This window comes from Flavobacterium sp., assembly GCF_013822155.1.
GTDB lineage: Bacteria > Bacteroidota > Bacteroidia > Flavobacteriales > Flavobacteriaceae > Flavobacterium.
In genome coordinates this window covers 15,184-40,335 of the sequence record NZ_PNJW01000010.1, presented here as the reverse complement: position 1 = coordinate 40,335, position 25,152 = coordinate 15,184, and the positions used below count along the sequence as shown (strand labels likewise).

General features: G+C 33.2%; 26 protein-coding genes. 7 read left to right on the top strand and 19 right to left on the bottom strand.

Features of this window, described 5'->3' with window-relative positions; genetic code table 11:
- Nucleotides 1–171 precede the first annotated feature (171 nt).
- Nucleotides 172–1,974, top strand: coding sequence for a hypothetical protein (locus C0512_RS04340; RefSeq protein ID WP_290859205.1), 1,803 nt, complete (start codon nt 172–174; stop codon nt 1,972–1,974).
- Nucleotide 1,975: 1 nt separating this feature from the next.
- On the opposite strand, the gene C0512_RS04335 is transcribed toward C0512_RS04340, so the two are convergent.
- From C0512_RS04335 to C0512_RS04290, 10 genes are all read right to left on the bottom strand, one after another.
- Nucleotides 1,976–2,410: an Rrf2 family transcriptional regulator gene (locus tag C0512_RS04335; protein WP_290859204.1), complete on the bottom strand. Its 435-nt coding sequence runs from the start codon at nt 2,408–2,410 to the stop codon at nt 1,976–1,978.
- A 68-nt stretch (nt 2,411–2,478) separates the two neighbouring features.
- Complete coding sequence (locus C0512_RS04330) at nt 2,479–2,919, bottom strand: hypothetical protein (RefSeq protein ID WP_290859202.1); 441 nt, start codon at nt 2,917–2,919, stop codon at nt 2,479–2,481.
- Nucleotides 2,920–3,015: 96 nt separating this feature from the next.
- A complete protein-coding gene (ric, locus tag C0512_RS04325) occupies nt 3,016–3,738 on the bottom strand; it encodes an iron-sulfur cluster repair di-iron protein (RefSeq protein ID WP_290859200.1) in 723 nt (240 codons plus the stop codon).
- Nucleotides 3,739–3,836: 98 nt separating this feature from the next.
- Complete coding sequence (locus tag C0512_RS04320; RefSeq protein WP_290859198.1) at nt 3,837–4,208, bottom strand: group III truncated hemoglobin; 372 nt, start codon at nt 4,206–4,208, stop codon at nt 3,837–3,839.
- A 19-nt stretch (nt 4,209–4,227) separates the two neighbouring features.
- A complete protein-coding gene (locus tag C0512_RS04315; RefSeq protein ID WP_290859197.1) occupies nt 4,228–4,995 on the bottom strand; it encodes an ABC transporter permease subunit in 768 nt (255 codons plus the stop codon).
- Entirely contained in the window at nt 4,992–5,699 is a 708-nt protein-coding gene (locus C0512_RS04310; protein ID WP_290859195.1) for an ABC transporter ATP-binding protein, read from the bottom strand. The genes C0512_RS04315 and C0512_RS04310 overlap by 4 nt, the downstream gene beginning before the upstream one ends.
- Nucleotides 5,696–6,922 carry a nitrous oxide reductase family maturation protein NosD gene (locus C0512_RS04305; RefSeq protein WP_290859193.1) on the bottom strand — a complete coding sequence of 409 codons (1,227 nt, stop codon included), beginning with the start codon at nt 6,920–6,922 and terminating at the stop codon, nt 5,696–5,698. Before C0512_RS04305 ends, C0512_RS04310 begins: the two co-directional genes overlap by 4 nt.
- A 12-nt stretch (nt 6,923–6,934) precedes the next feature.
- Entirely contained in the window at nt 6,935–7,942 is a 1,008-nt protein-coding gene (locus C0512_RS04300; protein ID WP_290859191.1) for a nitrous oxide reductase accessory protein NosL, read from the bottom strand.
- Nucleotides 7,943–7,996: 54 nt separating this feature from the next.
- Entirely contained in the window at nt 7,997–9,973 is a 1,977-nt protein-coding gene (gene nosZ / locus C0512_RS04295; protein WP_290859189.1) for a Sec-dependent nitrous-oxide reductase, read from the bottom strand.
- A gap of 36 nt (nt 9,974–10,009) precedes the next feature.
- Nucleotides 10,010–10,495: a c-type cytochrome gene (locus C0512_RS04290; RefSeq protein WP_290859187.1), complete on the bottom strand. Its 486-nt coding sequence runs from the start codon at nt 10,493–10,495 to the stop codon at nt 10,010–10,012.
- A 122-nt stretch (nt 10,496–10,617) separates the two neighbouring features.
- On the opposite strand from C0512_RS04290, the gene C0512_RS04285 reads away from it, so the two are divergent.
- The 3 genes from C0512_RS04285 (at nt 10,618) to C0512_RS04275 (ending at nt 14,034) form a co-directional block, all read left to right on the top strand.
- Nucleotides 10,618–10,980, top strand: a complete 363-nt coding sequence (locus C0512_RS04285; protein ID WP_290859185.1) for a hypothetical protein — start codon at nt 10,618–10,620, stop codon at nt 10,978–10,980.
- A 162-nt stretch (nt 10,981–11,142) separates the two neighbouring features.
- On the top strand, nt 11,143–11,982 hold the full coding sequence (locus C0512_RS04280; RefSeq protein WP_290859183.1) for a hypothetical protein: 840 nt from the start codon (nt 11,143–11,145) through the stop codon (nt 11,980–11,982).
- A 54-nt stretch (nt 11,983–12,036) separates the two neighbouring features.
- Complete coding sequence (locus C0512_RS04275) at nt 12,037–14,034, top strand: TonB-dependent receptor (RefSeq protein WP_290859181.1); 1,998 nt, start codon at nt 12,037–12,039, stop codon at nt 14,032–14,034.
- On the opposite strand, the gene C0512_RS04270 is transcribed toward C0512_RS04275, so the two are convergent.
- From C0512_RS04270 to C0512_RS04250, 5 genes are read right to left on the bottom strand one after another with little or no spacing between them, the layout of a single operon-like run.
- A complete protein-coding gene (locus tag C0512_RS04270; RefSeq protein ID WP_290859179.1) occupies nt 14,006–15,337 on the bottom strand; it encodes a cbb3-type cytochrome c oxidase subunit I in 1,332 nt (443 codons plus the stop codon). The two genes, C0512_RS04275 and C0512_RS04270, sit on opposite strands and share 29 nt — an antisense overlap.
- On the bottom strand, nt 15,334–15,783 hold the full coding sequence (locus C0512_RS04265) for a cytochrome c (protein WP_290859178.1): 450 nt from the start codon (nt 15,781–15,783) through the stop codon (nt 15,334–15,336). The genes C0512_RS04270 and C0512_RS04265 overlap by 4 nt, the downstream gene beginning before the upstream one ends.
- A complete protein-coding gene (gene nadB / locus C0512_RS04260; protein WP_290859176.1) occupies nt 15,767–17,311 on the bottom strand; it encodes an L-aspartate oxidase in 1,545 nt (514 codons plus the stop codon). Before nadB ends, C0512_RS04265 begins: the two co-directional genes overlap by 17 nt.
- A 4-nt stretch (nt 17,312–17,315) precedes the next feature.
- Nucleotides 17,316–18,248 (bottom strand): quinolinate synthase NadA, encoded by a 933-nt coding sequence (nadA, locus tag C0512_RS04255; protein WP_290859174.1) that lies wholly within the window; start codon nt 18,246–18,248, stop codon nt 17,316–17,318.
- Nucleotides 18,249–18,288: 40 nt separating this feature from the next.
- Nucleotides 18,289–18,723, bottom strand: coding sequence for an Rrf2 family transcriptional regulator (locus C0512_RS04250; RefSeq protein ID WP_290859172.1), 435 nt, complete (start codon nt 18,721–18,723; stop codon nt 18,289–18,291).
- Between the two features lie 178 nt (nt 18,724–18,901).
- Here C0512_RS04250 and C0512_RS04245 point away from each other — a divergent pair, with 178 nt between their 5' ends.
- On the top strand, nt 18,902–20,146 hold the full coding sequence (locus tag C0512_RS04245; RefSeq protein ID WP_290859170.1) for an aminotransferase class I/II-fold pyridoxal phosphate-dependent enzyme: 1,245 nt from the start codon (nt 18,902–18,904) through the stop codon (nt 20,144–20,146).
- A gap of 1 nt (nt 20,147) precedes the next feature.
- On the opposite strand, the gene C0512_RS04240 is transcribed toward C0512_RS04245, so the two are convergent.
- The 4 genes from C0512_RS04240 to C0512_RS04225 all read right to left on the bottom strand — a co-directional run bounded on the left by C0512_RS04240 (nt 20,148) and on the right by C0512_RS04225 (nt 23,491).
- Nucleotides 20,148–20,831, bottom strand: coding sequence for an anaerobic ribonucleoside-triphosphate reductase activating protein (locus C0512_RS04240; RefSeq protein ID WP_290859168.1), 684 nt, complete (start codon nt 20,829–20,831; stop codon nt 20,148–20,150).
- Entirely contained in the window at nt 20,815–20,982 is a 168-nt protein-coding gene (gene nrdD / locus C0512_RS04235; RefSeq protein WP_290859166.1) for an anaerobic ribonucleoside-triphosphate reductase, read from the bottom strand. Before nrdD ends, C0512_RS04240 begins: the two co-directional genes overlap by 17 nt.
- A complete protein-coding gene (locus C0512_RS04230; protein WP_290859165.1) occupies nt 20,963–23,080 on the bottom strand; it encodes a ribonucleoside triphosphate reductase in 2,118 nt (705 codons plus the stop codon). The genes nrdD and C0512_RS04230 overlap by 20 nt, the downstream gene beginning before the upstream one ends.
- 207 nt (nt 23,081–23,287) lie before the next feature.
- Nucleotides 23,288–23,491, bottom strand: a complete 204-nt coding sequence (locus C0512_RS04225) for a hypothetical protein (protein ID WP_290859163.1) — start codon at nt 23,489–23,491, stop codon at nt 23,288–23,290.
- 315 nt (nt 23,492–23,806) lie between these two features.
- Between C0512_RS04225 and C0512_RS04220 the strand changes: the two genes are divergently transcribed.
- Together C0512_RS04220 and C0512_RS04215 are read left to right on the top strand one after the other, a co-directional pair.
- The gene (locus C0512_RS04220; RefSeq protein ID WP_290859161.1) at nt 23,807–24,691 is read left to right on the top strand and encodes a c-type cytochrome; all 885 of its coding nucleotides are present in this window, start codon (nt 23,807–23,809) and stop codon (nt 24,689–24,691) included.
- Nucleotides 24,692–24,803: 112 nt separating this feature from the next.
- Nucleotides 24,804–25,151, top strand: coding sequence for a cytochrome c (locus C0512_RS04215; RefSeq protein ID WP_290859159.1), 348 nt, complete (start codon nt 24,804–24,806; stop codon nt 25,149–25,151).
- The last annotated feature ends 1 nt before the right edge of the window (nt 25,152 follow it).

The following is a 25,152-nucleotide window of genomic DNA, read 5'->3' as shown; positions in this document are numbered from 1 at the left end:
TTCTTCTTACTATAATTTTTAATTCAGAAAAAAAGCGTGAACAGTCGTATTCACGCTTTTTTTATAAATACCAATTATAGTTTTGTTAAATATGAATATACATGATTAAAATCATGTTTTACTCCTACTACAAAAAGCATCTTTGTGACTTTATACTAAAAACATCATTTAATGACAACCCAACTTCCTACTCATTCGTTTCATATTCCTGTTATGGGATTGGCATTTACTATTGACAGTCCCATTCGAGTGGCTCAATATGGCATAGATTCAGTTATTTCCATTGCTGACGATGAATTAATTGAAAAAATGAATGCATTTTATGCTGAAAAATTTCAAATTCCCTATCAGGAGATAACAAAAAAAATACAAGATTATCGTGCTAAAAGAATTACATCCTATTTAAATTTGGTGGATACGGTTGTGAAAGAAAAATTTGAACTATACAAAACAGAATTAGCCCACAGCAAAACCAGTTTGGAACATTTTATCGCTATGTTGCCAACTAAATCTGAATTAAAAACCAAATTAGATACCTTTTTATCCGAAGGAATTTCTTGTCCATCTCAGCTCAAAACCTTTTTGGAGAAAAATTTATTTCCGGGAAGTATTGATGTAAATATCATGACTAAATTAGACAAAGATAATTTTGATGGAAATGAACAATTGCCAGTCGAATTTAATGATGCACATGCTGCTTTGCGTGGGTTTGTAAATTCTACTGTAGAATCTTCACTGGTTTTATCGGCAGGTATGAATCCACGATTGTTCAGTTATATGGAACAGTTTGACGTTTTCTATCCAACAGCTGAAGGTTTCCTAAAAAAGAAAATTATTTTAAAAGTAAGTGACTATCGTTCGGCTTTAATCCAAGGAAATTTATTGGCTAAAAAAGGAATTTGGGTATCTGAATATAGAATAGAATCCGGCTTGAATTGTGGCGGACACGCTTTTGCAACTGATGGTTTATTGCTTGGTCCGATTTTGGAAGAATTCAAACAAAAAAAATCTGAATTAATTCAATCGACTACCGATTTGCTAAACAAAGCTCTCTTGGCCAAAGAAAAAGTAGTTCCGGTACAACCTCTATCCTTAAAAATTACGGTTCAAGGTGGAGTTGGAACGGCAGAAGAACATGATTTTTTATTGGAGTATTATCAAGTAGATTCTGTGGGTTGGGGTTCTCCATTTTTATTAGTTCCGGAAGCAACCTCGGTAGATCAGGAAACACGTGATTTGTTAGCAAAAGCGAAAGAAGAAGATTTTTATCTCAGTAACATTTCGCCACTTGGTGTGCCATTCAATACTGTCAAAGGAACAACCAATGACTTTTATAAAAATCAACGAATTGAAGCTGATAAAGCCGGAAGTTCTTGTCCAAAAAAGTTTTTGGCCTTGAGTAAAGAATATGATCCTACCGGAAGTTGTACTGCTTCTAAAAAATACCAGGATATCAAATTAGATTTGTTGAATGAACGAAAAAATGAAATTTCAGCAGAGCAATTTCAAAAAGAATTTAACCAAATTACAGAAAAATCGTGTCTGTGTGTTGGTCTTTCCAATTCAGGTTATTTAGAGTTAGGTATTCCTATTAAAGGTCAGTCACAAGGCGTTGTGATTTGTCCAGGACCTAATTTAGCCTATTTCAACAAAGAAGTGTCGCTTTTTGAAATGGTACAACATATTTATGGAAAAACAAATAAATTAGTACCGGCAAACCGACCTAATTTTTTTATCAAAGAATTGTCCCTTTATGTAGATTACTTTAAAAAAGAAATTGATGTATTTGAAGAAGCTACTTCGCAACAACTAAAAAAAGTAAATCAATTTAAGTCAAACCTATTAGAAGGCATTACTTATTATAAAACACTATTTGAAAAAACACACTATTTTACTGATTTAAAAAGTAAAATTTTCCAAGAACTGAATCAGTTTGAACTAGAATTAAAAAAGGAAAAAGAAGTATTGGTTTAGCTTAGTGTTTTAAAAAAGTTTCACCTGATTTTAAACCCAATGCCAATTCTTCTAAATTGGTAGATTCGAGCATTTGTCGTAAGTCATTTCGAATGGACATAAATTTTTCGTGCAAGGGACAAGGTTGATTAGCATTGCATTTTTCCATGCCTAATCCGCAACCTTTGAAAACAGCCGCACCATCAATGGAATGAACAATGTGAGCTAATTTAACTTTTGAAATTAAATTTTTAAGAATATAAAAACCGCCGTTTACACCTCTTACCGATTGAATAACACCATCTTTGGTTAATTTTTGAAGTATTTTAGCAGTAAATGCTTCGGGAGAATCAATCTCCTTGGCAATGTCAACAAAACCGACTTTCTTATCCAATAAAGAATTGTTAGCAATAAAAATTGCAGCTTTAATGGCATATTCACATGATTTTGAAAACATAGCTTCTTTTTTTTGCAATATTAATTAATAATTGACAATTAAAATCCCCTCTGCCAAATTACTTGTGATTAATGAAAATAGTTAAAATAATCTTCTAAATACATTTTGAGATCATTTGTGTTTTCATCACTAATTGGCTCTGACAAACTTTCAATTTTAGTTTTTAACGGAATTAAATAATTGTGTAATTGTTCATGGGCTTCGCCTTTCATGGTACATTTTTTAAAAATCATGCCAAATTCAGCTTTTAATCCGGCTATTAATTCTTCAGGATTATCATTCTCTTTGGGATAGCTATCCAATAATTGTTGCATATTTTTAATGCCTTGAGTAGTTTCGGTATTTGCTTCCCACAATTGGCCTGCATTTAAGGAAACAGCCGGAAACTGAAAATCCTCTTCTTGTTCCATCACTGTTTCAACAACGGCTTTTTTATGACTTTCCTTTTGTTGGCAAGAGAATATTCCCAGAATTACCAATGTCAGTAAAAGTTTCGCTAGTGTTTTCATCTGTTTTATAGTTTAAATTGAAAAATGACTGCCAAAAAAAACAGTCAAATTTCGGTAAATAGAGTTAGTAAAGTGGTATTTAAAATTAAATTCGGATTATTCAAAAACTGCTTGTAACCGAATCGCTTTTGGAAATAAAATATTATTCTCTAAATGAATGTGTTTGTGTAAATCATGCTCAAACTCTTTCAACATTTGATAAGTAACTTTATAGGTAGAACAGGCGTCTTCGGGTGGTGTAAAACCATCTGTTAAAGTTGCAATCATTGCAAAACGGTCTCCTTCTATCGTGTGTTCGTCTTTCATCATAGCAATTGGATTTTCAACCGTGCCAAAATGAGGTTCTTGGATGGGTTGATTTTCTTTTTGTGCTTTCACCATATTTTGGATAAAAGGAAAAAGAATTAACTCTTCTTTTTTCATGTGTTGGGCTAAATCCCTCGCACTCATTTTAAACAAAGAGTTAATTTCAAACAGCTCCGGATGTCGTTCGCCATGCACTTTGCATAATTTGTCTAAAAATTGAAGCAATACTAATGATTTTTCTTCAACATACGTATGGTGTTTATCAATAATATATTCAATCAATAAGTTTGGTGACCACGATTTAAAATCAATTGAATTTTCATTATTAGTTTCTAAAACAGTTTGAATTTCTTTTTCTAATTCGGTCGGATTGATATTTTTTTTGATGCAAACTTCTTCTAAAGTTCGATTGCCTTTGCAACAAAAATCGATTCCGTATTTTGAGAATAAAGCTGCCGTTCTAAAATCATTGGCAACATATTCGCCAACGGTTAATTGTTCTAATGTATTCATTGGAAGTAATTTTTTTTAATTATATGTCAAAGATAATGTGATTGCTTTCTTTTGTTTATGACCTCAATCATAGAAGACTTCTATTTAAAATTTTTTAATTACTGAATTGTTTTATACATAATGACATCTGAAATACTCTTTGCTCTCAATTTTATTTCTTCCGCTTTTTCGCCTACAAAAAGTTCGTCAACAGTTAACCTGAAAACTTCATTCCAATGATCAAAATGAGCATGCGAAAGTGGGCATTTATTATGCAATTCTTTGTGTTTTTGCATCGGATTTCCATCAAAGTTACCGGTAAAAAACAATACGTTTTCCCAGAAATCATACATTTTAGGCAAATGACTTTCCCAGTTTACATTGGCAACTTCATTGAATATAAATCCTATTACTTGATCTGTTTTAATTTTTTCGTAAAACGTATCCACTAATCGGATAATGTCATTTCGGTTATGTATATCTTTTTTCATCTTTTGTCAAATTAGGTTATTACAAATCTTTTCGGATGAATTTTCGCAACGATAAATAAAAGGGAATTACTACCCAAAGTACCAACAATCCGAAAGAAGCAAATAGTCCGACAGTTGTTCCAAAAAAATCTTTAAAAATTGCTCCGGTATACCCCATCATAGCCGATACATCTAAATGAAGTAATATTTGAATTCGGGCTAAATCTATCGGACTAAAAGCCGTTACAGCTACCATAGCTTTTTCGATGGGATATTCAGAAAGTTGAAATAATAAAAACAATACTAATCCATCAAAAAGTAAAGCAAAATATAACCAAGTTAATATGGCAAATCCGATTCCTTTTGCTTTATCGCGAGTTAAAATGGAACATAAAAAGGCCAACGCTATAAAAACTACCGAAATCAAACATCCTATTAAAATCATCATCATTCCAACGGAATTCGGTGCATTGATTAACAAAGGAATACCTGCTCCAATGAAAAAAGCCAGAACCATTGAAGCACTCAAACCAAAAAATAAACTTTGCCAAATTTTATTTCGCTTGATGGGCTGACTCAAAAGCAGTTCGATAAATTCGGAACTGTTGTATAAATAGATAGTTGTGAATAAAATAGATACTAACGGAACTGTAAATAAAATTACATTTAAAATCGTTAAAAGTCCTTTAGCACTATTGTCTTCTAAACCAAAAGCACTCCAGGACAATAGACTTAAAACAATAGTGTAGACTAAAACAATTTTGTTTTTTAAGATATCGGTTAATATAATTTTGATGATTCTGTTCATTTCTTTTGTTTTAGAATACTCGCAATGGCTTTAGAAATTTTCGTTTCATTGGTTTCCGTTTTTAAATCATCCACTTTTTTATGAAAATGAATGTTGCCTTCTTGCATAAAAATAATTTCGGTAACCAAATCGTCTAACTCACTCAACAAATGCGACGTAATTAAAATTAACTTTCCTTTTTCTTTTTCTTTGATGATCTTATCTTTCAATATTTCAGATGCCAACGGATCTAAACCAGCCGTCGGTTCGTCTAAAATCAACACATCAGGATTGAACAAAAAAGCTAACGTAGCACTTACTTTTTGAGTAGTTCCACCGGAAAGAGTTCGCATTTGTTTATTTGCCATTTTATCCAGCTCAAAACTGTGCCATAATTCTTCATCCAATTCCTCGTTGGTGTTTCGAATAGCTTTAATCATTTCAACCACACCACCAATGGTCATAGTATCGGGATATCTACCTATTTGCGGCATATAACCAATGGATGAACGGTATAAATATTCTTTTACAATACTTTTTTTATTAAATTTTATGAAACCACTGTCCGGTAAAACCATTCCTAAAATCGTTTTAATCAACGTGGTTTTTCCGCAACCATTCGGACCAATTAAAGCAATACATTCGCCTTTTTTGCAGGAAAGCGAAACATCATGAAGCACGTTTAACTTTCCAAATTTTTTAGTTAAGTTTTTAATTTCTATCATAATTTCAGGGGCTTCATCAAAGGTTCATTATCTACAAAATTATCAGGTGTGATACTGGGCAATACTTTTTCAGATTTGTCTAAAAGGGTTATCATGAAACTGCGAAACAATAACATAGCGGAAGGGTTTTTTTCTACCAAAACAGCAAACAAACTCAGCGGATGATAAGGAACATCGCCCAAACCGTCTCTGTTGATATCATAACCTTCATATTTATCCCAATAATTGTTGTTGAAGGTATTTAATACTAAACTTCCGTTGGTTCCCATATCAAAAGTATTGCCTTGAAAATTATTATTTACAATTTCATTGTCCATACAACTGGCTTGAATTTTCATGGCCCAACCATTGCCTTCAAATACATTTTTTTCCATTTTGATGCGGTTGGTTCCTTCCATATAAATGCCGGAAGTGTTATTTTTAAAATGGTTTGTATAAATATAACTATCAGAAATCTCTTTTAATAAAAGTCCATAGGAAGAAGTTCCCCAATTTTCATCAAAATAATTATTCATCATCGTCACATTTTTAGAAAACATCACTGCAACTCCTGCCCCATTGTTTCTAAAAATATTTGTGATATAGGAATCATTAGAAGAAAACATAAAATGCAATCCATACCGAATATTATGTGTCGCGATGTTTCGCCAGATTACTGAATCATAAACAAATTCAAAATAAATTCCGTCTCGATGCCCTTTTATGGTGTTACCGATGATTTGTAAATCATTGCTTTTCCAGGCGTGAATGCCGTTTCCAATTTGTTGTTCTTCTTTTCCGTAAGCAATAATGGTATTGTTTTTAACCACACAATTTCTTCCATTTTGAATATAAATACCAAAGAAATTATCATCCAATTGATTTCCTTCAATAAGTACAAAAGATTTGTTGTAAACTTTAATACCACATGGATCTTCTAAGGCTGCAAAACCGGAATTAATTACTCTAAATCCTTTTACAACTACACTATCAGCATGAATTGAAATGACTTCTACTTTTTTTTGTCCGTCTAAAACCGGGAAATTTTTTCCAAGGAAAACAATTTTCTTGTCTATTCGAAGGTTCCCTTCTTTATAAATTCCTTTGTGAACCAAGACAGTATCGCCATCTTTCGAAGCTTTTAAAGCTTGTTTGATGGTTTTATACGGTTTATTGGTTCCCACTTCTAACTTTTGAGCTTGAAGAGAAGAAATACAAAGCAGTAAAATGAAAAGTAGTCGCATTAAATAGCGTTTTTATTTTAAAATTTCATTCCAACTAATGACTTGGGCTTTTAGTTTATCACCAAAATTCTGTGCATCGGAAAAAGTGTTAAAAGCAGCAATATTCCCATGCATCGGACTATTAATTTCTCCACCGCTGATGTAAAAAGCTTTGGCAGCATCAATCAATTGATTGTTTTGCGTATAATCATGCACAAAATAACTACTAACTTCAGTTGATTCATTTTCTTCACAATAATTCACTAAACAGGTAATATCATCAAACATGTAATAGCGACCTTTTTGGGTTTGAATTTCTGCACCGAATTTTCCATCGGAAATAGGCATTTTACAAAATTCACAGGCATCTACATTTAGTTTAATTGGTTGTGCTTCATTGCTTCCGCAAGCTGTTAGAAAAAAAATAGGAATTAGTAACAGGGCAGCTTTTGGTTTCATAAACCTTTTGTACCATTTAAATTCTAATGTCAATACAATAAAAATTAACAAACCACTACCAATTAACATCCATCCACCAATATCAGGAACAGAATAAGCTCCAAAATTCAATAATTGTTTATAACCAATAAGTGGTGGTTGATAAGACATTCCGGGTACTTTGATTGCAGCATTCGGATCTAAATTGTGTCCGTATTCATAATTCCATCTATAAAAATCGACACCTGCTAAAATGGTAAAAAGTATAAAAGAAACAAATAAAGCTACGACAAATTTTCTCTTAGCAATTAAAGACGCTAATAAAGCAAATATACCGAAAGCCCCAATAATATAGGGCAAAATTTTAAATTCAATAAAGTTTTCGGTATGCAGTGTTGCCATACCAATATAATGGTTTAAACCATTAATAATTTCTACATCACCTCCAATTTTATTAGCATAAAGTTTTAAATTTAAACCTTCCGGATATTGCGGTGCATCTAAATCTATTTGCCACATTGGAAAATAGAGCGAACCCAAAAACAAGCCTGTTACAATCAAAAGTAGCACTTTTGAAAGTAAAGATATTTTGATTGTTTTCATTTTGATTTGATAAAAAAGGGAGCATCCGGAAACAGATGCTCCCTATAAATAAAATTATTTACTAGCCGGTAAATTTGTACCTATACTATATTGTAAAGGAACGTTTGAACCTTTTGGAGATACACGGAGGTAACCTTGCATTTCTTGATGTAATGCACTACAGAAATCGGTACAATAGAATGGGAATGTTCCCACTCTGTCCGGAACCCATTTCAAAGTTGTGGTTTCTCCCGGCATGATTAAAAGTTCGCCATTATCGGCACCTTTTACTGCAAATCCGTGAGGTACATCCCAATCTTGTTCTAGATTAGTTACGTGAAAATAAACCTCATCACCTAAAAACACACCTTCAATATTATCCGGTGCAAAGTGCGAACGCATAGATGTCATGTAAACATGCACTTTGTTACCTTCACGAACTACTTTGGCTTCTTTTTCACCTTTTGTGACATACGGGTGTTTATTTTCTTCCAATTTATAGAATTTCAATTGACCGTTGTTTCGAATTAAATCGGCGGGTGCTGCTTGAGCATAATGAGGTTCACCAATCGTTGGAAAATCCAATATCAATTGCATTTTATCACCGCTTATGTCATAAATCTGAGCACTTTGAGCCAATTCAGGTCCGGTAGGTAAATAACGGTCTTTGGTAATTTTGTTATAGGCAATTAAATATTTACCAAATGGTTTTTTACTATCCCCACCAGGAATACATAAATGACCAACAGAATAATACGTTGGAACTCTGTCTAATACTTTTAGCGATTTAATATCCCATTTAACCACTTCTGAAGATACAAACATGGTTGTATAGGCATTTCCTTTTCCGTCAAATTCAGTATGTAATGGCCCAAGACCCGGTTTTTGCACTTCACCATGTAAAACTGATTCATATTTTAAAACCGGAATTCCTCCATATTCACCTTCATATGATTTGTCTTTGATGGCTTTTTGCAACTTATCATAACTGAATACAGGAATTAATGCAGCTAATTTACCTGAACCAATAATGAATTCCCCTGTTGGATCCACATCACAACCGTGAGGAGATTTTGGACAAGGAATCATATAGCAAATATCTTTTAACTCAGCAGCATCTAACACTAAAACTTCTGTTTTAATTTCTGATTTTGCAGAATGTGTAGCCTCATCCCATGTATTGTGAGCATAACGTACTTTTTGTTTTTTGCCTTTTCCGGCTTTTACGTACTCTTCTGCTTTTTTCCAGTTAACAGCCATAATGAAATCTTTATCTTTTTGTGAAGCATTAACTTCTAACAAAGTATTGGCTTGTTCAGTATTGTAGCAAGAAAAGAAAAACCAACCGTGAGATTTACCTTTACCGGCATGCGATAAGTCAAAGTTTACACCGGGCGTCATAATTTGAAAAGCGATATCCATTTCACCTTCTTTGCCCACTTTTACAAAACTGATGTGTCCTTTGTAATTTTCTTTATAGGTATTGATTGGCACATCACCATTTTCATAATCACCGGGTACGCTAAAACGTGTTCCAGCAACCACATATTCTGTATTTTCAGTAATAAATGGTGAAGAGTGATTTCCACCACTGTTAGGCAACTCTATAATCTCAGCGGTTTTGAATGTTTTTAAATCAATTCTAGCAATACGAGGCGTATTGTTGGCATTACCAAAAACCCAACGTCCATCAACTTCACCATTGGTTTGCGACATTTCGGTGTGATGTAAATCATCCCAAGGCACAAATCCGTGTGAGGTGTTCAACATGGGTTTGGTTTCTTCACTATATCCCCATCCTTTTTCAGGGTCAACAGAGAATACCGGAATTACTCTAAATAATCTTCCACTTGGAAGTCCATAAACACTTAATTGTCCGCTGAATCCACCGGAAACAAAGTTATAAAATTCGTCATATTTACCTGGAGCAACGTATGCTTTTTGAGCTGCATCTCCACTAACTGTATCACTTGTATTTTTGGGTTTACAAGAACCCATGAATGCAGCAATCATAACTACTGCAGAAGTAATTTTTAAAAAATTTGTTTTCATATACTTTCGATTTATATTGATTTTAATTAATTCAAATTACTTCACGCCATCATTTTGACGCATATATTCCAAAACATGTCTAGCATCATCATCCGTAATTGATTGATTAGGCATTCTTAACAAACACAATTCTAATTGGGCTTGTAATTCAGGATCTTTGTCAATCATTGGGTCTGGATTAGTAGCAAAATTCATAATCCATTGCGGAGTTCTGCGTTCTGTAACACCCTTCCAACCAGGTCCTACTAAACGTTCATCGGTTAATTTGTGACAAGACATACATTTTACGCCGGCTACTTTTTCACCTTCTGCAGCCATTGCAACATCCAAACCGGTTCCCAAATCAACGGTAGTAAATTTACCTTCACCACGTTTTGGATCATAAGAAGCGGGATCTGAAGATGTTTCAGAAGAAGTTTCTGTTGAAGAAGACTTTGAGAAATCCTCTCCTGCATTGGTTTTATCTTTTCCACACGAGATGAATAAGAGTAATCCAAATACTAATGCATACAATTTGTTCATATTATTTAAGTTAAAAATTATGACACAAATTTCCTGAGTAATTATTCGAAAATTTATGATTGCAATCATACAAATCATGTTTTTTTTACTATTATCTTTGCCCCATAAATTAATAGCTCGTTTTGAAATATTTTATTATCATAGTCACCTTCTTCTTTTTATTCAGACCGATATTTCCGGTTTTGAATTATGTGGTGAATTATGATTATATCTCAAAAGAATTGTGTGAAAACAAGGCAAAACCGGCATTAAATTGTAATGGTAAATGTCATTTAAAAGCAGAGTTAGCCAAAGCATCTGAAGAAAATATTCCGGCTTCACAAGAGTCAAAAAGTAATATTACCTTAGAATTATTATTCTTAGAAACCATTCCTGAATTTAAATTCAATCGAATTTATGTTGAAAAACATCAGGTTTCTATTTCTTATTCCAGACTATACTTTCGATTACATAGTACCAGCATTTTTCATCCGCCCACTGTGTAATCTTCCTTTTAGTATTTTAAAATTTCTAAACCGGATTAAATTCTAATCCAACTATAATACTAGTACTTTATTTTTACCATAAGCCGATAAAATCGGTGAATTCCAACTCATTGCTTTATGGGCTTGTGGTTACTATTTCTATAACTCAAAATTAAATTTACAATGAAACTTTATAAAATATTTTTCCTTTTTGCTCTAGCTTTATTTGCTTCCTGTTCTTCTGATGATGATTCAACACCGGTTAACGAATTAGATGGTTTGACTAAATTCAAAGAAATTACTAACGACACACATACTATCGAATTGTATTCGCATCTTGGTTATTTGGAACAAGGTTACAACGAAATATCTCTACGAATTAAAAACAATTCAACCAACGAATACATTAAAAATGCCTCTATTGAATGGATGCCACTAATGCATATGATGATGATGACCCATTCATGTCCAAAATCTGCTGTTGAAAAAATCACTCCGGAAGGCACATTATATGAAGGCTATATTGTGTTTCAAATGCCTCAAAATGCAACTGAATTCTGGGATTTAAAATTAGATTACACCATTGATGGAGCAGCTTATACAGCTACTTCGGTTATTGATGTTCCTGCATCTACGGATGTGAGAGTTAAATCTTTTACCGGATCAGATAATGCAAAATATATTGTTGCCTATGTTGAACCTCATCATCCAAAAGTGGCAATAAACGATATGACAGCACTTATTTTTAAAATGGAAAACATGATGAGCTTTCCGGTAGTTAATAACTACAAACTTAAAATTGATCCAAGAATGCCGAGCATGGGAAATCATGGTTCACCAAATAATGTAGATTTAACCCAATCTGCCTCTGATGAATTTTATCATGGTAAACTATCACTAACCATGACGGGTTACTGGAAAATTAATCTTCAATTGTTAAATGATTCCAATGAAGTTTTAAAAGGGGAAGCAATTACTGAAACTACAACTGAAAGTAGTATCTATTTTGATATAGAATTTTAAATACAGTATTAACGGCCAAAAGTTATATAAACTTTTGGCCTTTTACTCCTTTCCATGAAAAATCAATTTTATGTTGTATTCGTTCTTTTGACTACAACCTTGAGTTTGGCACAAGAACAAGTGAAAGATAGCATTTTGCCCGTAAATCTAACTGAAGTAATTCTTATTGGAAAACCTACGCAATTAAATGAAAAACAAGTAAAACCATTAGCTAGTTTAGATGAATACCTTCAACAATCGGGTAGAATAGATATGATTAAACGTGGAAGTTATGCTTGGGAACCCATGATTAACAACATGGCAACTGAGCGAACGATTGTCACCATTGATGGCATGCGGATATTTGGAGCTTGTACCGATAAAATGGATCCTGTAACTTCGTATGTAGAAATCTCCAATCTTTCGGAAGCTACAATTTCATCCGGTCAAGAAGGAAGTTGTCACGGACCAACCATTGGCGGTTCATTGGATTTAAAACGACTTCGCAGCAATCAAGCCAATTTAGGTTGGTCCGGAAGTTTGAGCAGTGGATTTGAATTCAACAACAAACAACGCATTTTAGGCGGAATGGTACATTACAAAGACAGCTCACTGTATGCCGATGCCAATCTAACCTATCGAAAAGCCGACAATTATTATGCAGGAAATGATAAAGAAATTATGTATTCACAGTTTCAAAAAATGAATGCTTCTATAGTTTCCGGTTATAAATTTCAAAATAAATTAATTGAAGGTTCGGTTATTTTTGATGAAGCCAATGATGTGGGTTATCCAGCTTTACCAATGGATATTTCGTTGGCACGTGCATTAATCACTTCTTTTAAATACGAAGTAGTTCCAAAATCGGGACTCATCAATCATTGGGAAAATAAGTTGTATTACAACACCATTACCCATTTTATGGATGATTCCAAACGACCTGATGTTCCTATCCGAATGGATATGCCAGGCTGGAGTGATACCTACGGTTTTTATTCAAAAGGAAAAGCAACCATAAACAAGCATCATATGCAATTTAATTTGAATGGTTTTTACAATCGTTCCATTGCCGAAATGACTATGTATCCGAACGATCCGAATGAAAATACCATGTTTATGTATACTTGGCCGGATGTTCGAACACTTTATAACGGTATTTATTTAGAAGATGAATTGGAATTTTCTTGCCATAACTCGCTAAAATTGAATGGTTCTTTTGGCTATCATCAAAACAAAGTTGCGAATGAATTTGGACTGGAAAGTTTACAAATTTTCTATCCTGAAATGGCCGACCAACAGAATCGATTATTGAAAAGTATTTCGTTGCAATACAAACATCAAATCAATAACTGGAACTTTTCAGTGGGTTCCGGCTATGGCGAACGGGCACCTTCTGTAACGGAAGGTTATGCATTTTATATTTTCAATAGTTTTGATTTGTTTGATTATATTGGAAATCCAAATTTATCTAACGAAAAGTCGATTGAAGGAAGTTTTGATGTTTGGTTTAAAAACGAAAAAATAAAAACCGGCATTACCTTTTCTGCATTTCATCTATTGGATTATATTATTGGAATACCGGATAACAATATACTACCCATGACTATCGGAGCTAGTGGAGTGAAAATTTACAATCAACTTTCGTATGCCAATTTAATGCATAGTTCATTTCAATTTGATTATCGATTGACCGATTATCTCACATGGAATAATAAATTGCAATACAGTTATGGAAAAGATTCCGAAGAACGAAATCTGCCTTTTATCAGTCCGCTGCAATACCAAAGTCAAGTTCAGTATAAAAAGAATCTGTTTCAAACGGAAATAAACGTTCGTGGCAATGCCACACAAACTAATTACAGTCCGTATTATGGAGAAAACAGTACACCGGATTATGCTATTTTAAATTTTTCTGCCGGTTACAATTTTAAATGGACTTCACAGAAATTATTAGTCAATGCAGGTGTTGAAAATATTTTCGATAAGTATTATTCAACTTTTACCGATTGGAATAACATTCCCAGAATGGGACGAAATGTATTTATCAATCTCTCTTATGCAATCGGAAATTAACTTTTCCTTTGAAGGAATAAAAAAGTAAATATAAAACCACACTTCCCAAACTAATAAACAAAAGCGTCCCTGTGATGATGAATCCAATCATCCAGGGACGACTGTTTTGCATCATTTGCCCAAAAACACCTTCTGTGATTCCGGCTTGCCACAAGGCTCGTTGAATACCCATTCCGGATAATGTAAAAAGAAAAAGAAGCAAAGCTATTTGCGAAGTCCAAAAGAGTATCGACATTCTTTTCAAGGCTTTCAAGCTTTCAAAAGCGGGTTTAATGAAATAAAAAGCACCGGCTAAAACAATCATAGTGTTAATTCCAATGGTTGTTCCCATGGCATGAACAACGGTAATTTGCGTGCCATGTGTGTATAAATTGAAAGCGGGAATTGACATGAATAAAGCAATCGCCAAATTGATCATTACCCAATAATCAGAAGCCATTAAAAATCGGTAAGGAAAAAAGTAATAATGTGCTTTATTTTCTTTCAATTGTTGGTTCCAATGGTAGAAAATACGAATTAAAATAATCCATTCGGTCATACTTACGATATATGAAATATGATGAATGTAACGATCAGTGGGCAAAATGTAAATGTGATGCCCCCAATTAAACATCAAATTAAAAAATCCTAAAAAGTACATGGCAAAAGCTAATTTACTCGTAGCCATTTTTTCATCACCTGAAATCTTAGTCATTAAATAAAACGCCAAACCATAAATCATTTGATTGATAGCTCCCACAATCGAACCGTTTACTTTCCATTGAATGGTCATATCGGCCATTAAATGTTCTTTGAAATAAGGGAAAATCCAAAGGTAGTTTTCAATAAAAATAAAGGCATAAAAAACAAGTCCGGTAAACCACATCCATTTATAAACCGGCCAATTTTTATAGGAACCGGCATTTTTTAAATAAAACAGTAGAAATACAAAATAAGAAATCAGAATGGGTAACGCCCAAATGGGTTGGAATTCCCAATACTCCCTACCTCCAAAATCACCGGTAAAGTAGCCGTAAAATATTCCTGCTAAAGCGATCAACCACAACAACAAATGTATTTTTAAAAGATGGAAGGAAATGCGTTTGATGGATTCTTTTTGAATAGCCAAAGCTACGCAACCTAATCCACCTAAAACCACTCCAAAATAGGCACTGGTAACGTGCAAGGGTCGCAAAGTGAGAAATCCCAATATTCCAGATTTAGCATCGGTTAAACGGTAGGCAAACGAAGCTAAAAAGCCAAATAATAGCCCTAAAAAAAGCAATAGTAATGCTAAACGAAGTAGCCAAGTTCCTGATTTCATTCTAAATTATCTAATGTAAATGTTCCGTTTAATTGTGGAGAGTAATCTTGTGGATTAGCGGTTCCTGTTTCATTAATTTCTTGCAAGAAAACAAGTAAGTCCTCCATTTCCTGATTTGTCAAATCAAAAGCAGGCATCCGACTTATTCCGTTACTAATTATTGCTTTTAAAAACACCTCCGAATAACCTGGTTTTGATGTTACATTGGTTAAATCCGGACCCAAATAGCCACCTAAGCCGTACAATTGGTGACACGTATGGCAGTTGTTTTTTTGCCAAACATCTTTACCTGCAGCAGCTTGTTTGGAATTTTTTACATTTATATTATCTTTTTCTCGCAATGGTTTCAAATAGATAGAAAAAGAATAGATTATAAACAAAACACTTAAAAAAATGAAAATTCTGATTGGTGAAAATACACTACTTTTTTTAACAAATACAAGCATGGTCATTCAAATTTGAGTTGTTAGATAAAGGAAAATTTAAAGATTGATTCATGATAATTAAAGATGTTTGTAACATATTTTCCAGTTCACAACAGTTTCGGCATCGAAAATAATAATCTACACATTCTAATAAATCAAAATGAATTTTAGTGAGTTGAATTATTACTTCTTGCTTTTCAACTTCTGTCCCGTGTAAAACGCTATAATTCATCAAGCTTTTAACTTTATTCTTAAAAACACCCAACACAGATGGACTTATTATCTCATGGGTTTCAATACTTCTGATTTGGGATAGTTTGTACCGTTTAGTAGAAACTTTATTTTCAAATATTATTCGTTCTGATGCATTATAGGAAAACACCAATGCTTCCAATAATGAATTAGAAGCCAAACGATTAGCACCATGCAAACCAGTACAAGAACATTCGCCTAAAGCATATAAACTTTTAAGTGAAGTTTGTCCGTTTTCATTCACTTCAATACCTCCACATTGATAATGAGCTACAGAAACTATTGGGATTAAATCTGATTCCGGATATAATCCTACTTCTATAAACCGGGCATAAATTGTTGGAAAATGAGCTTGAAATTCTTGCTGATTTAAATGCCTAAGATCCAAATAAACAAATTCATCACCCGATTTATCTAACTCGTTTGTGATGGCTTTTGAAACAATATCTCGGGTAGCTAATTCCCCTCTGGAATCGAATTCAAATAAAAAACGTTCTCCCTTTTTATTGACAATATATCCGCCAAAGCCTCGGACTGCCTCAGAAATTAGAAATAAATTGCTTTTATCTTCTTCATATAATGCCGTAGGATGAAATTGAACATATTGCATATCTTTGATAGATGCTCCTGCTCTAAAAGCCAAAGCAACTCCATCTCCGGTGGCAATTTCCGGATTAGACGTAAATTGAAATACTTGTCCGCTTCCTCCCGTAGCCAAAACAATGGTATTTGCAAAAATGATATCAATCGTAGGATTTGAATCTTTTATATAAGACATTCCTATTACTTGTTTATCTTCCTCTTGATTTTCAGTCAATAAATCAACACAAAAAGCATGTGGAATCACTTCAATATTGGGTTGAGTTTTAATTTTTGCCCACAAGACTTCTTGAATATGCCAACCGGTTTTGTCTTTGTAATGCACTACCCGATTATGACTATGTCCGCCTTCTAAAGCCATGGCAAGATGACCATCTTTTTCGGTATCAAATTCTGCTCCCCATTTGATTAATTCCTGTAACCGATGTGGAGCTTGTTTGATAACCATTTCTACCACTTTTGGATTACATTTACCTTGACCTGCATTTAAAGTGTCTTGAATATGTTCATCAAAACTATCCCTAATTCGATCGCAAACAGCTGCAATTCCACCCTGTGCTAAAGAAGTATTTGTCTCATCAGGTTCATTTTTAGTCATTAAAACAATCTTCAAATCAGGTCGTTTTTCATTAAGCTGAAGAGCCAATGAAAGTCCTGCAATTCCGGTTCCTGATATTAAAACATCACACGTTTTCATAATCTTAAAGTTGAAGCATTCGTTGAATTGGAATTTTAGCTTTTTCCATTATTTCTTTTTCCAATAAAACTTCATTTGATTCATTTAACAAACATTGGTAGAGTTTTTCTAAGGTATTTAATTTCATAAAAGCACATTCGCTACACGCACACGTATTATCTTCTTTAGATGGTACCGGAATCAAAATTTTATCAGGGACTTCTTGTCTCATTTTGTGTAAGATACCGTTTTCGGTTGCCACAATAAATTTGTTCTCGGGTGATGATTTTACATAATTTATCATTCCGGAAGTTGAACCAATATATTGTGCCGTTTTTAAAATATGAGCTTCCGATTCCGGATGAGCAATTATGACTGCATCAGGATTTTTTTGATATAAATCAATTAATTTCTCCAATGAAAAAGCTTCGTGAACAATACAAGAACCTTCCCACAAAACCATATTTCTTCCGGTTTCTTTATTTAAATAGTTACCTAAATTTTTATCAGGAGCAAAAACAATAGGTTGTTTTTTTGGTACTGATTCAATTACTTTTTTAGCATTGGATGAGGTGCAAACAATATCACTCAATGTTTTAATTTCTGCCGAACAATTGATATAAGTTATTACGGTATGATTTGGATAATTTTTAAGAAAATCTTTAAATTGATCAGGCGGACATCCATCTGCCAAAGAACAACCGGCATTGACATCCGGTACAAGAACTTTTTTTGAAGGATTTAGAATTTTAGCTGTTTCCGCCATGAAATATACTCCGGCAAAAACAATGATATCCGCTTTTGATTCGGCAGCTTTGCGAGAAAGTTCCAAACTATCACCAACAAAATCTGCAATTTCTTGAATTTCAGGTTGCTGATAATAGTGTGCTAAAATAACTGCATTTTTCTCTTTTTGTAACTTCTTTATTTTATCGCTCCATTTGTCAATCACTTTCATTTGTAATAGGATGTTTTTGTCTTATTAAAGAATAAATTTTTTAAATTTTAAGATATGTCTCGCCTATTTTTAAACCTGATATTAAATTAGTCAAATCGGTAGAATCCAATGCTTTTTTTAATTGCTCCCTGATAGGTTTATATTGGTTATGAAAAGGGCAAGGTTTAATTTCTGAACAATCTTGCAAACCTAAACTACAACGATTATATAATGCATCACCATCGAAAACTAAAACTATTTGTCCCAGTTTAACTTTTGACAACATTTCTTTCGAAACGAAAAATCCTCCTCCATTGCCTTTAGATGATTCAACCAACTTATTTTTAGCTAATTTTTGTAGAATTTTAGCCGTAAACGATTCAGGTGAATCAATCTTACGGGCAATTTCACGTAAACTCACTTTATTTCCTAATTGGGATTCTAATGCTATTATAATGGTTGCCCGAATGGCATACTCACACGTTTTTGAAAACATATTTTTTTTATCAAAGATAATTCTATTTCTACTTTTTTAAAAGAAATAGTAGCCAATGATTTTAAATGTACTAAAATTTACTCGCCAAAAATATTCTGATTAATTAAATAAAAACATGATTTAAATCATATTGATTAATGACTAAAAAACTGAAATTTGTCCTCTAAATTGGATATTTATGAATTATTGGAAAAAGCTAACTGCTACAGAACGAATTGCTCGCATTCAAGAAGCTTTACGTCAAAATGTTGATTTTTCAAAAGATGCTTCATTGGGTTATCCGGCTTCAAAATTAGATGGAAAAGTATTTTATGACGATGCTCCATTTTTGAAGGATGCTCCGGTATTAATGACATATGTTGCAAATCCAAATCACATTGGTTGCCATACAACCGGAACTTCAGAAACTGCTTTTAAAGGCACTCAAGAAATTGAAAGAGAAACACTTGATATTTTAGCAATCGATATTTTTGGCTCTGCAAAAAAAGAATATGACGGTTATATTGCTTCGGGCGGAACTGAAGCAAATATTCAGGCGTTGTGGCTATATCGAAATTATTTCATGAAATCATTTGGTGCAAACCCTTCAGAAATTGCTATAATAGCTTCGGAGGACACACACTATTCAATTGCAAAAGGTTCCAATTTATTGTTAATTGATTGGATTAATGTGCCTGTCGCATTTGAAAATAGAAAAATTGATACAGTTGCCTTTGAAAATTTACTAATTGAAGCTATTTCAAAAGGTAAAAAATACTTTATTGTGGTTTGTAATATGGGAACTACCATGTTTGGTTCTGTTGACAACCCAACTGATTATACAACAATTTTAGAAAAACACAATCTTGACTATAAACTCCATATTGATGCGGCTTATGGTGGATTTGTATACCCCTTTTTATCCCAGGAGACTACCTTAAGTTTTAGAAATCCAAAAGTATCCTCCATTACTGTTGATGCACATAAAATGTTGCAAGCACCTTATGGTACCGGTATTTTTTTATGTAGAAAAGGCTTAATTGAAAATGTTTTAACCAAAGAAGCAGAATATGTAGAAGGAATGGATTTAACTTTGTCAGGAAGCCGTTCCGGAGCTAATGCTGTTGCCGTTTGGATGATTTTAGCTACTTACGGACCAAATGGTTGGTTTGAAAAAGTAAAAGTGTTACAAATGCGAACCGATTGGTTATGCCAACAATTAACAGATTTGAACATTCCGTATTTTAGAGAACCAAACATGAATATAGTGACTATCAAATCAAGCTATATTCCGGAAGAATTGGCTCATCAATTTGATTTAGTTCCACAAAAACATAATGCTGATAATGAATGGTATAAAATCGTATTAATGGAACATGTTGAAGTAGATCATTTGAGTTTATTTTTGGAGAAACTTAAAAACTCCATGGCAATTCATTCTTAAATTACCGCATTTGAATCCAATTATCAGCAGTTGATAAATCATTGAACGCTTCATATTTTGAGGCGTTCATTTTTTTTAGGGTTTCTACTCCATTGCGAAAAGGTTGTATAAAATAGTTTCCGGCATAATTATTCGTTTGTAAAACCGATATCATTTCTTCCAAATCATTTTGGTTTAATAGTTCTGAATGAACCGTTGTTCTTATTTCAAAAGGAATTGTTGATTGTTTTAAAATAGCTAAACTAGCTAAAAATGTTTCATATAAATTTGATTCGGTTATAGATTTGAACTTCTCTTTAGTTGATTTAAAATCGAGAGCAACATAATCTATTAGCTTTAATTCTATAGCTTCAGCTAATCGGGCTGGTTTACTCCCATTTGTGTCCACCTTAATCAAGAAACCCATTTCTTTAATAACTTGCATTAATACAATGGATTCTTTGTGCAATAAACATTCACCCCCGCTAAAAACGACAGCATCGAGTAGCCCTTTACGTTTTTGTAAAAAAGAAATTATTTCGGGAAAGGAATAACTTCCTTTCCCGAAAACAATCTCCGGATTATAGCAATAACTACATTTCATATTACATCCGGCAAACCAAAGTATGCAGGAGGTTTTATCAGGGTAATCCAATAATGTAAAAGCAGTAATACTATGAATTATTTTTTTAGCACTTAGTTTCATTAAAATGTGTGCGTTGTTTGTGTTCGCCTTTTTTGCCAATGTTAAAACTTTCAACAGGCCGGTGATAACCCATCACCCGAGTATAAACAAGGCATTTGGTTCGTAATTCATTGTGTTGTTCCAAAACAATTTTAGCGGCAGTTGTGTTCATTTTTTTCAGTTTTAAGTTTTTCTATTAAGATTTCATCACATATTGGACAGTATTCGTGTTCACCGTTTAAATAACCATGAACGGCACATACACTAAACACGGGAGTAACGGTAATATATGGCAATTTAAAGTTCGTAATCACTTTTTTGACAAAATTTCGACAAGCTTCGGGTGTACTTATTTTTTCATTCATATATAGGTGTAAAACTGTTCCTCCGGTATATTTACACTGTAAATCATCTTGCATCAATAAAGCCTCAAACGGATCTTCTGTGAAATCAACCGGGATTTGAGAACTATTGGTATAGTAAATATTTTCTCCTTCACCGGCTTGAATAATATCGTCATATCGTTTTTTATCTTCTTTGGCAAAGCGATAGGTCGTTCCTTCGGCCGGTGTGGCTTCTAAATTGTATAAATTACCCGTTTGTTCCTGGAATTCCTTCATTCGATTTCTAATGAATTCTAACAATTCTGTGGCCATTTCTGTTCCGAATGAACTGGTAATATCGTGTTTGCCTTTCGTGAAATTTAAGATCATTTCATTGATTCCATTCACTCCAATGGTTGAAAAATGATTACGAAAATGAGGTAAATAACGTTTGGTATAAGGATATAATCCTCTGTCGTACATTTCCTGAATAAATATTCTTTTCTTTTCTAAGGTTGATTTTGAAATTTCCAATAATCGATTTAATTGTTGGTACAACATCAGCATGTTATCAGCATTTAAATAACCCAATCGAGCCATGTTAATCGTTACTACTCCAATACTTCCGGTCATTTCTGCACTGCCAAATAATCCATTTCCTCTTTTAAGTAATTCTCGTAAATCAAGTTGCAAACGACAACACATGCTTCTAACAGCATTGGGCTTATACGCATTTGGATTTTCAACCTTTTGACCATTTTCATCAATTGAATATTGGCTTCCTATAAAATTTTGAAAATAAGAGGAACCTATTTTAGCTGTGTTTTCAAATAAGATATCTGTATTCTCACCATACCAATCAAAATCTTCTGTAATATTAACGGTAGGAATTGGAAAGGTGAATGGTTGTCCGTTTGCATCACCTTCAGTCATTACGGTATAATAAGCTTTATTAATAAGGTTCATTTCCGGCTGAAAATGTTCGTATCGCATTTCGATAACGGAATCTACTCCCCTATTTTTTGCTCTGATCTCTAAATCATTTACTTGCTTGTTTAAAAATAAATGTTCATTGTTACGAGTAGGAATTTGCTCTTTCAAATCGGCAGGAACGACCCAATCTAACGTAATATTTGTAAACGGCGATTGTCCCCAACGGGCTGGCACATTCAAATTATAAACAAAACTGCGAACCGCTTTCAAAACTTCTTCAAAATTTAGATTATCTTTAAAAACGTAGGGAGCTAAATAGGTATCAAATGAACTAAACGCCTGAGCACCTGCCCATTCACTTTGCAAAATTCCTAAGAAATTAGCCATTTGACCTAAAGCTTCCCTAAAATGGGAAGGTGGTTTACTTTCCACACGACCTCGAACACCGTTAAAACCATCATTCAATAAAACGCGTAAACTCCAACCGGCACAATAACCCGTCAAGCAATCTAAATCGTGAATATGGACATCTCCATTTCGATGAGCATATCCTTCTTCTTTAGAGTACACTTTGTCCAACCAATAATTGGCAATTATTTTTCCTGCAACATTGTTTACCAAGCCCGCATTAGAGTAAGATGTATTGGCATTAGCATTAATTCGCCAATCCGTTTGACTGATATATTCTTCTATGGTTTGAGTACTGTCAACATAGGTCGTGTCGTCATTTAATCCAAGTATGTGTTCCCGTTGTAATTTTCGGGTGTGACGATACAACATAAACGAACGCATCACCTTATAATGTCCAAATTCAAATAATACTTTTTCAATTGTATCCTGAATTTCTTCAACCGACCAAGTTTCTTTCCTATCTAATAAAATAACTACTTTATTTAAAACTGCTTGGTCATATTCCTGTGATTCACTCTGAAATGCTTTTTGAATGGCTTCTTCTATTTTGAAAGCTTCAAACGGTTTAAAGGCACCGTTTCTTTTGATAACATATTTTTCCATATAACTTGTTTTGGTGAGAATTAAACGAAATGCTTTTGACAAATTTAATCCTAATAGGATATTTATATCCGTTTTGAAAAGAAAGTAATGAACAAGTTATAGTTATTTTTTGTTGATAATTTATAAAATCGTATTAGATTAAGAATAAAATAACTACAAAAAAAAGTGCTCGATTTCTCGAACACTTTAAAATAACAATTTAAGTTATTATGCTTTTTTCTCTTCCGTTTTCTTTGAAGAACAACATCCACCTTTTTTCTCTGTTCCACAAGATTTTTTCTCTTCAGTTGAACAAGACTTTTCAGTTTTAGCTTTCTCTTTTTTCTTTTCTTTTTCTTTTGGCTCTCCAGCAAAAGCACTTGAAGTGAATAAAAATGCAACAACAGCCATTAAGGAAACTAATTTTTTCATGATATAGGTTTTAATTATTTACAAATGATTAGTACAAATATATAATTTATTGAATACCATCGAACATTTGACAACTATTTTAATAGAATTTTAAGTTATTTAGTCTATTAATTACTTTTGTTCAGATTTAATCCAATTGAAAATTAAGAATCAACTTTTTTTATGTAGTTAATGTCTTTTCATGTAAATCTGATAATTATGATTTAAAATTATATGATATATATCATATTTCATAATATTTTGTTAAACTATATTTGAAGTATAATTCTGATACCTAAGAATTAACTAATAAATATCAACTTAATTCAATTTAATATGAAAACGTTTTTTAAAATTCCAGTGTTTTTAATGATTGGTCTCTCTTTAGCATTCGTGGGATGTACTCATGATGACAGAACAGATACAACTGTACCTGTTGATCCGGATTTAGCTAGCTATGAAGCTGCTGATGTAGTAAGTGGTTATAAATTATTTAATGATTTTAGAAAAGCGGAAACCGGAAGCACAGATGATTTTGTTCCAAACGATGCTACTGTTGATCCAGCACACATTAATGACTATAATGAATTTTACAGATGTAAATCTTGTCACGGTTGGGATTTGAAAGGAAGATACGGTTCTTATATCAACAGAGGTCCCCAAGCTGCCAGACCTGATGTGGCTGCTATTCAACTCGTTAATTTACAATATTCTGATAAAAGAGTCATTTTTGACAAAATTAAAAACCTTGGCGGGCCTGCCGTTGATCCTGCAAGAACAGCTGACGGTTTAAATCCTGCTTTAGGCGGAAACAATCATGCGGATTATAGTGTGATTTTGTCCGATGCTCAAATTTGGGATTTAGTTAAATTCTTAAAAGAAGGTGCTTTAGATACTGACCAATTATATCAAATAAACACTACAGGAACTTATCCAAGCGGAACTTTAGCTTTTAGTGACATAGGTAGAGATGGTAATGCAGCAAGCGGAAATACTTTTTACACAAATAAATGTGCCAGTTGTCATGGAACAGATGGTAAACTTATTCTTTTTGGTGGAACTACTTCAGTAGGTAAGTTTGCTAGAACTAAACCATACGAATTGCAGTTTAAAGTGCTTTCCGGACAACTTGGTACTGCAATGGGCCACACTCCTACCTCTTTAAGTGAAATGAAAAATCTACTTAAAGCGTTGAACGATAATGTTGCTTATCCTAATTAATTACAAATAGTAAACTAAATCAACTATTCTCCTTATTAATTGAATAAGGAGAATAGTATTGAAAAACTTAAAAATGAAAAAAATGAAAAAACTATTAATAATTGCTATAGGATTGGTACTCCCTCTCTCCTTTTCATCTTGTTACTATGATGAATTACCTCCTGAAAATATTGTCATCCCGGATGTTGTCTCTTATAGTACTGATATCCAACCAATCTTTAATCAAAGTTGTATTGGGTGTCACAATCCAGGTTCTGTCGAACCAGATTTAACTAATCCTAATTCGTATAATATACTAATTAATGAGGGTTGGGTTGTCCCTGAAAATGCAAATGGAAGTGATTTATATAAATCATTAATTGGTGATGGTGCTCCTTTAATGCCCCCTAATGGTGCTTTGAGTGATGGAAAAATAACATTAGTTCAAAAATGGATTAATCAAGGAGCACTTAATAACTAAT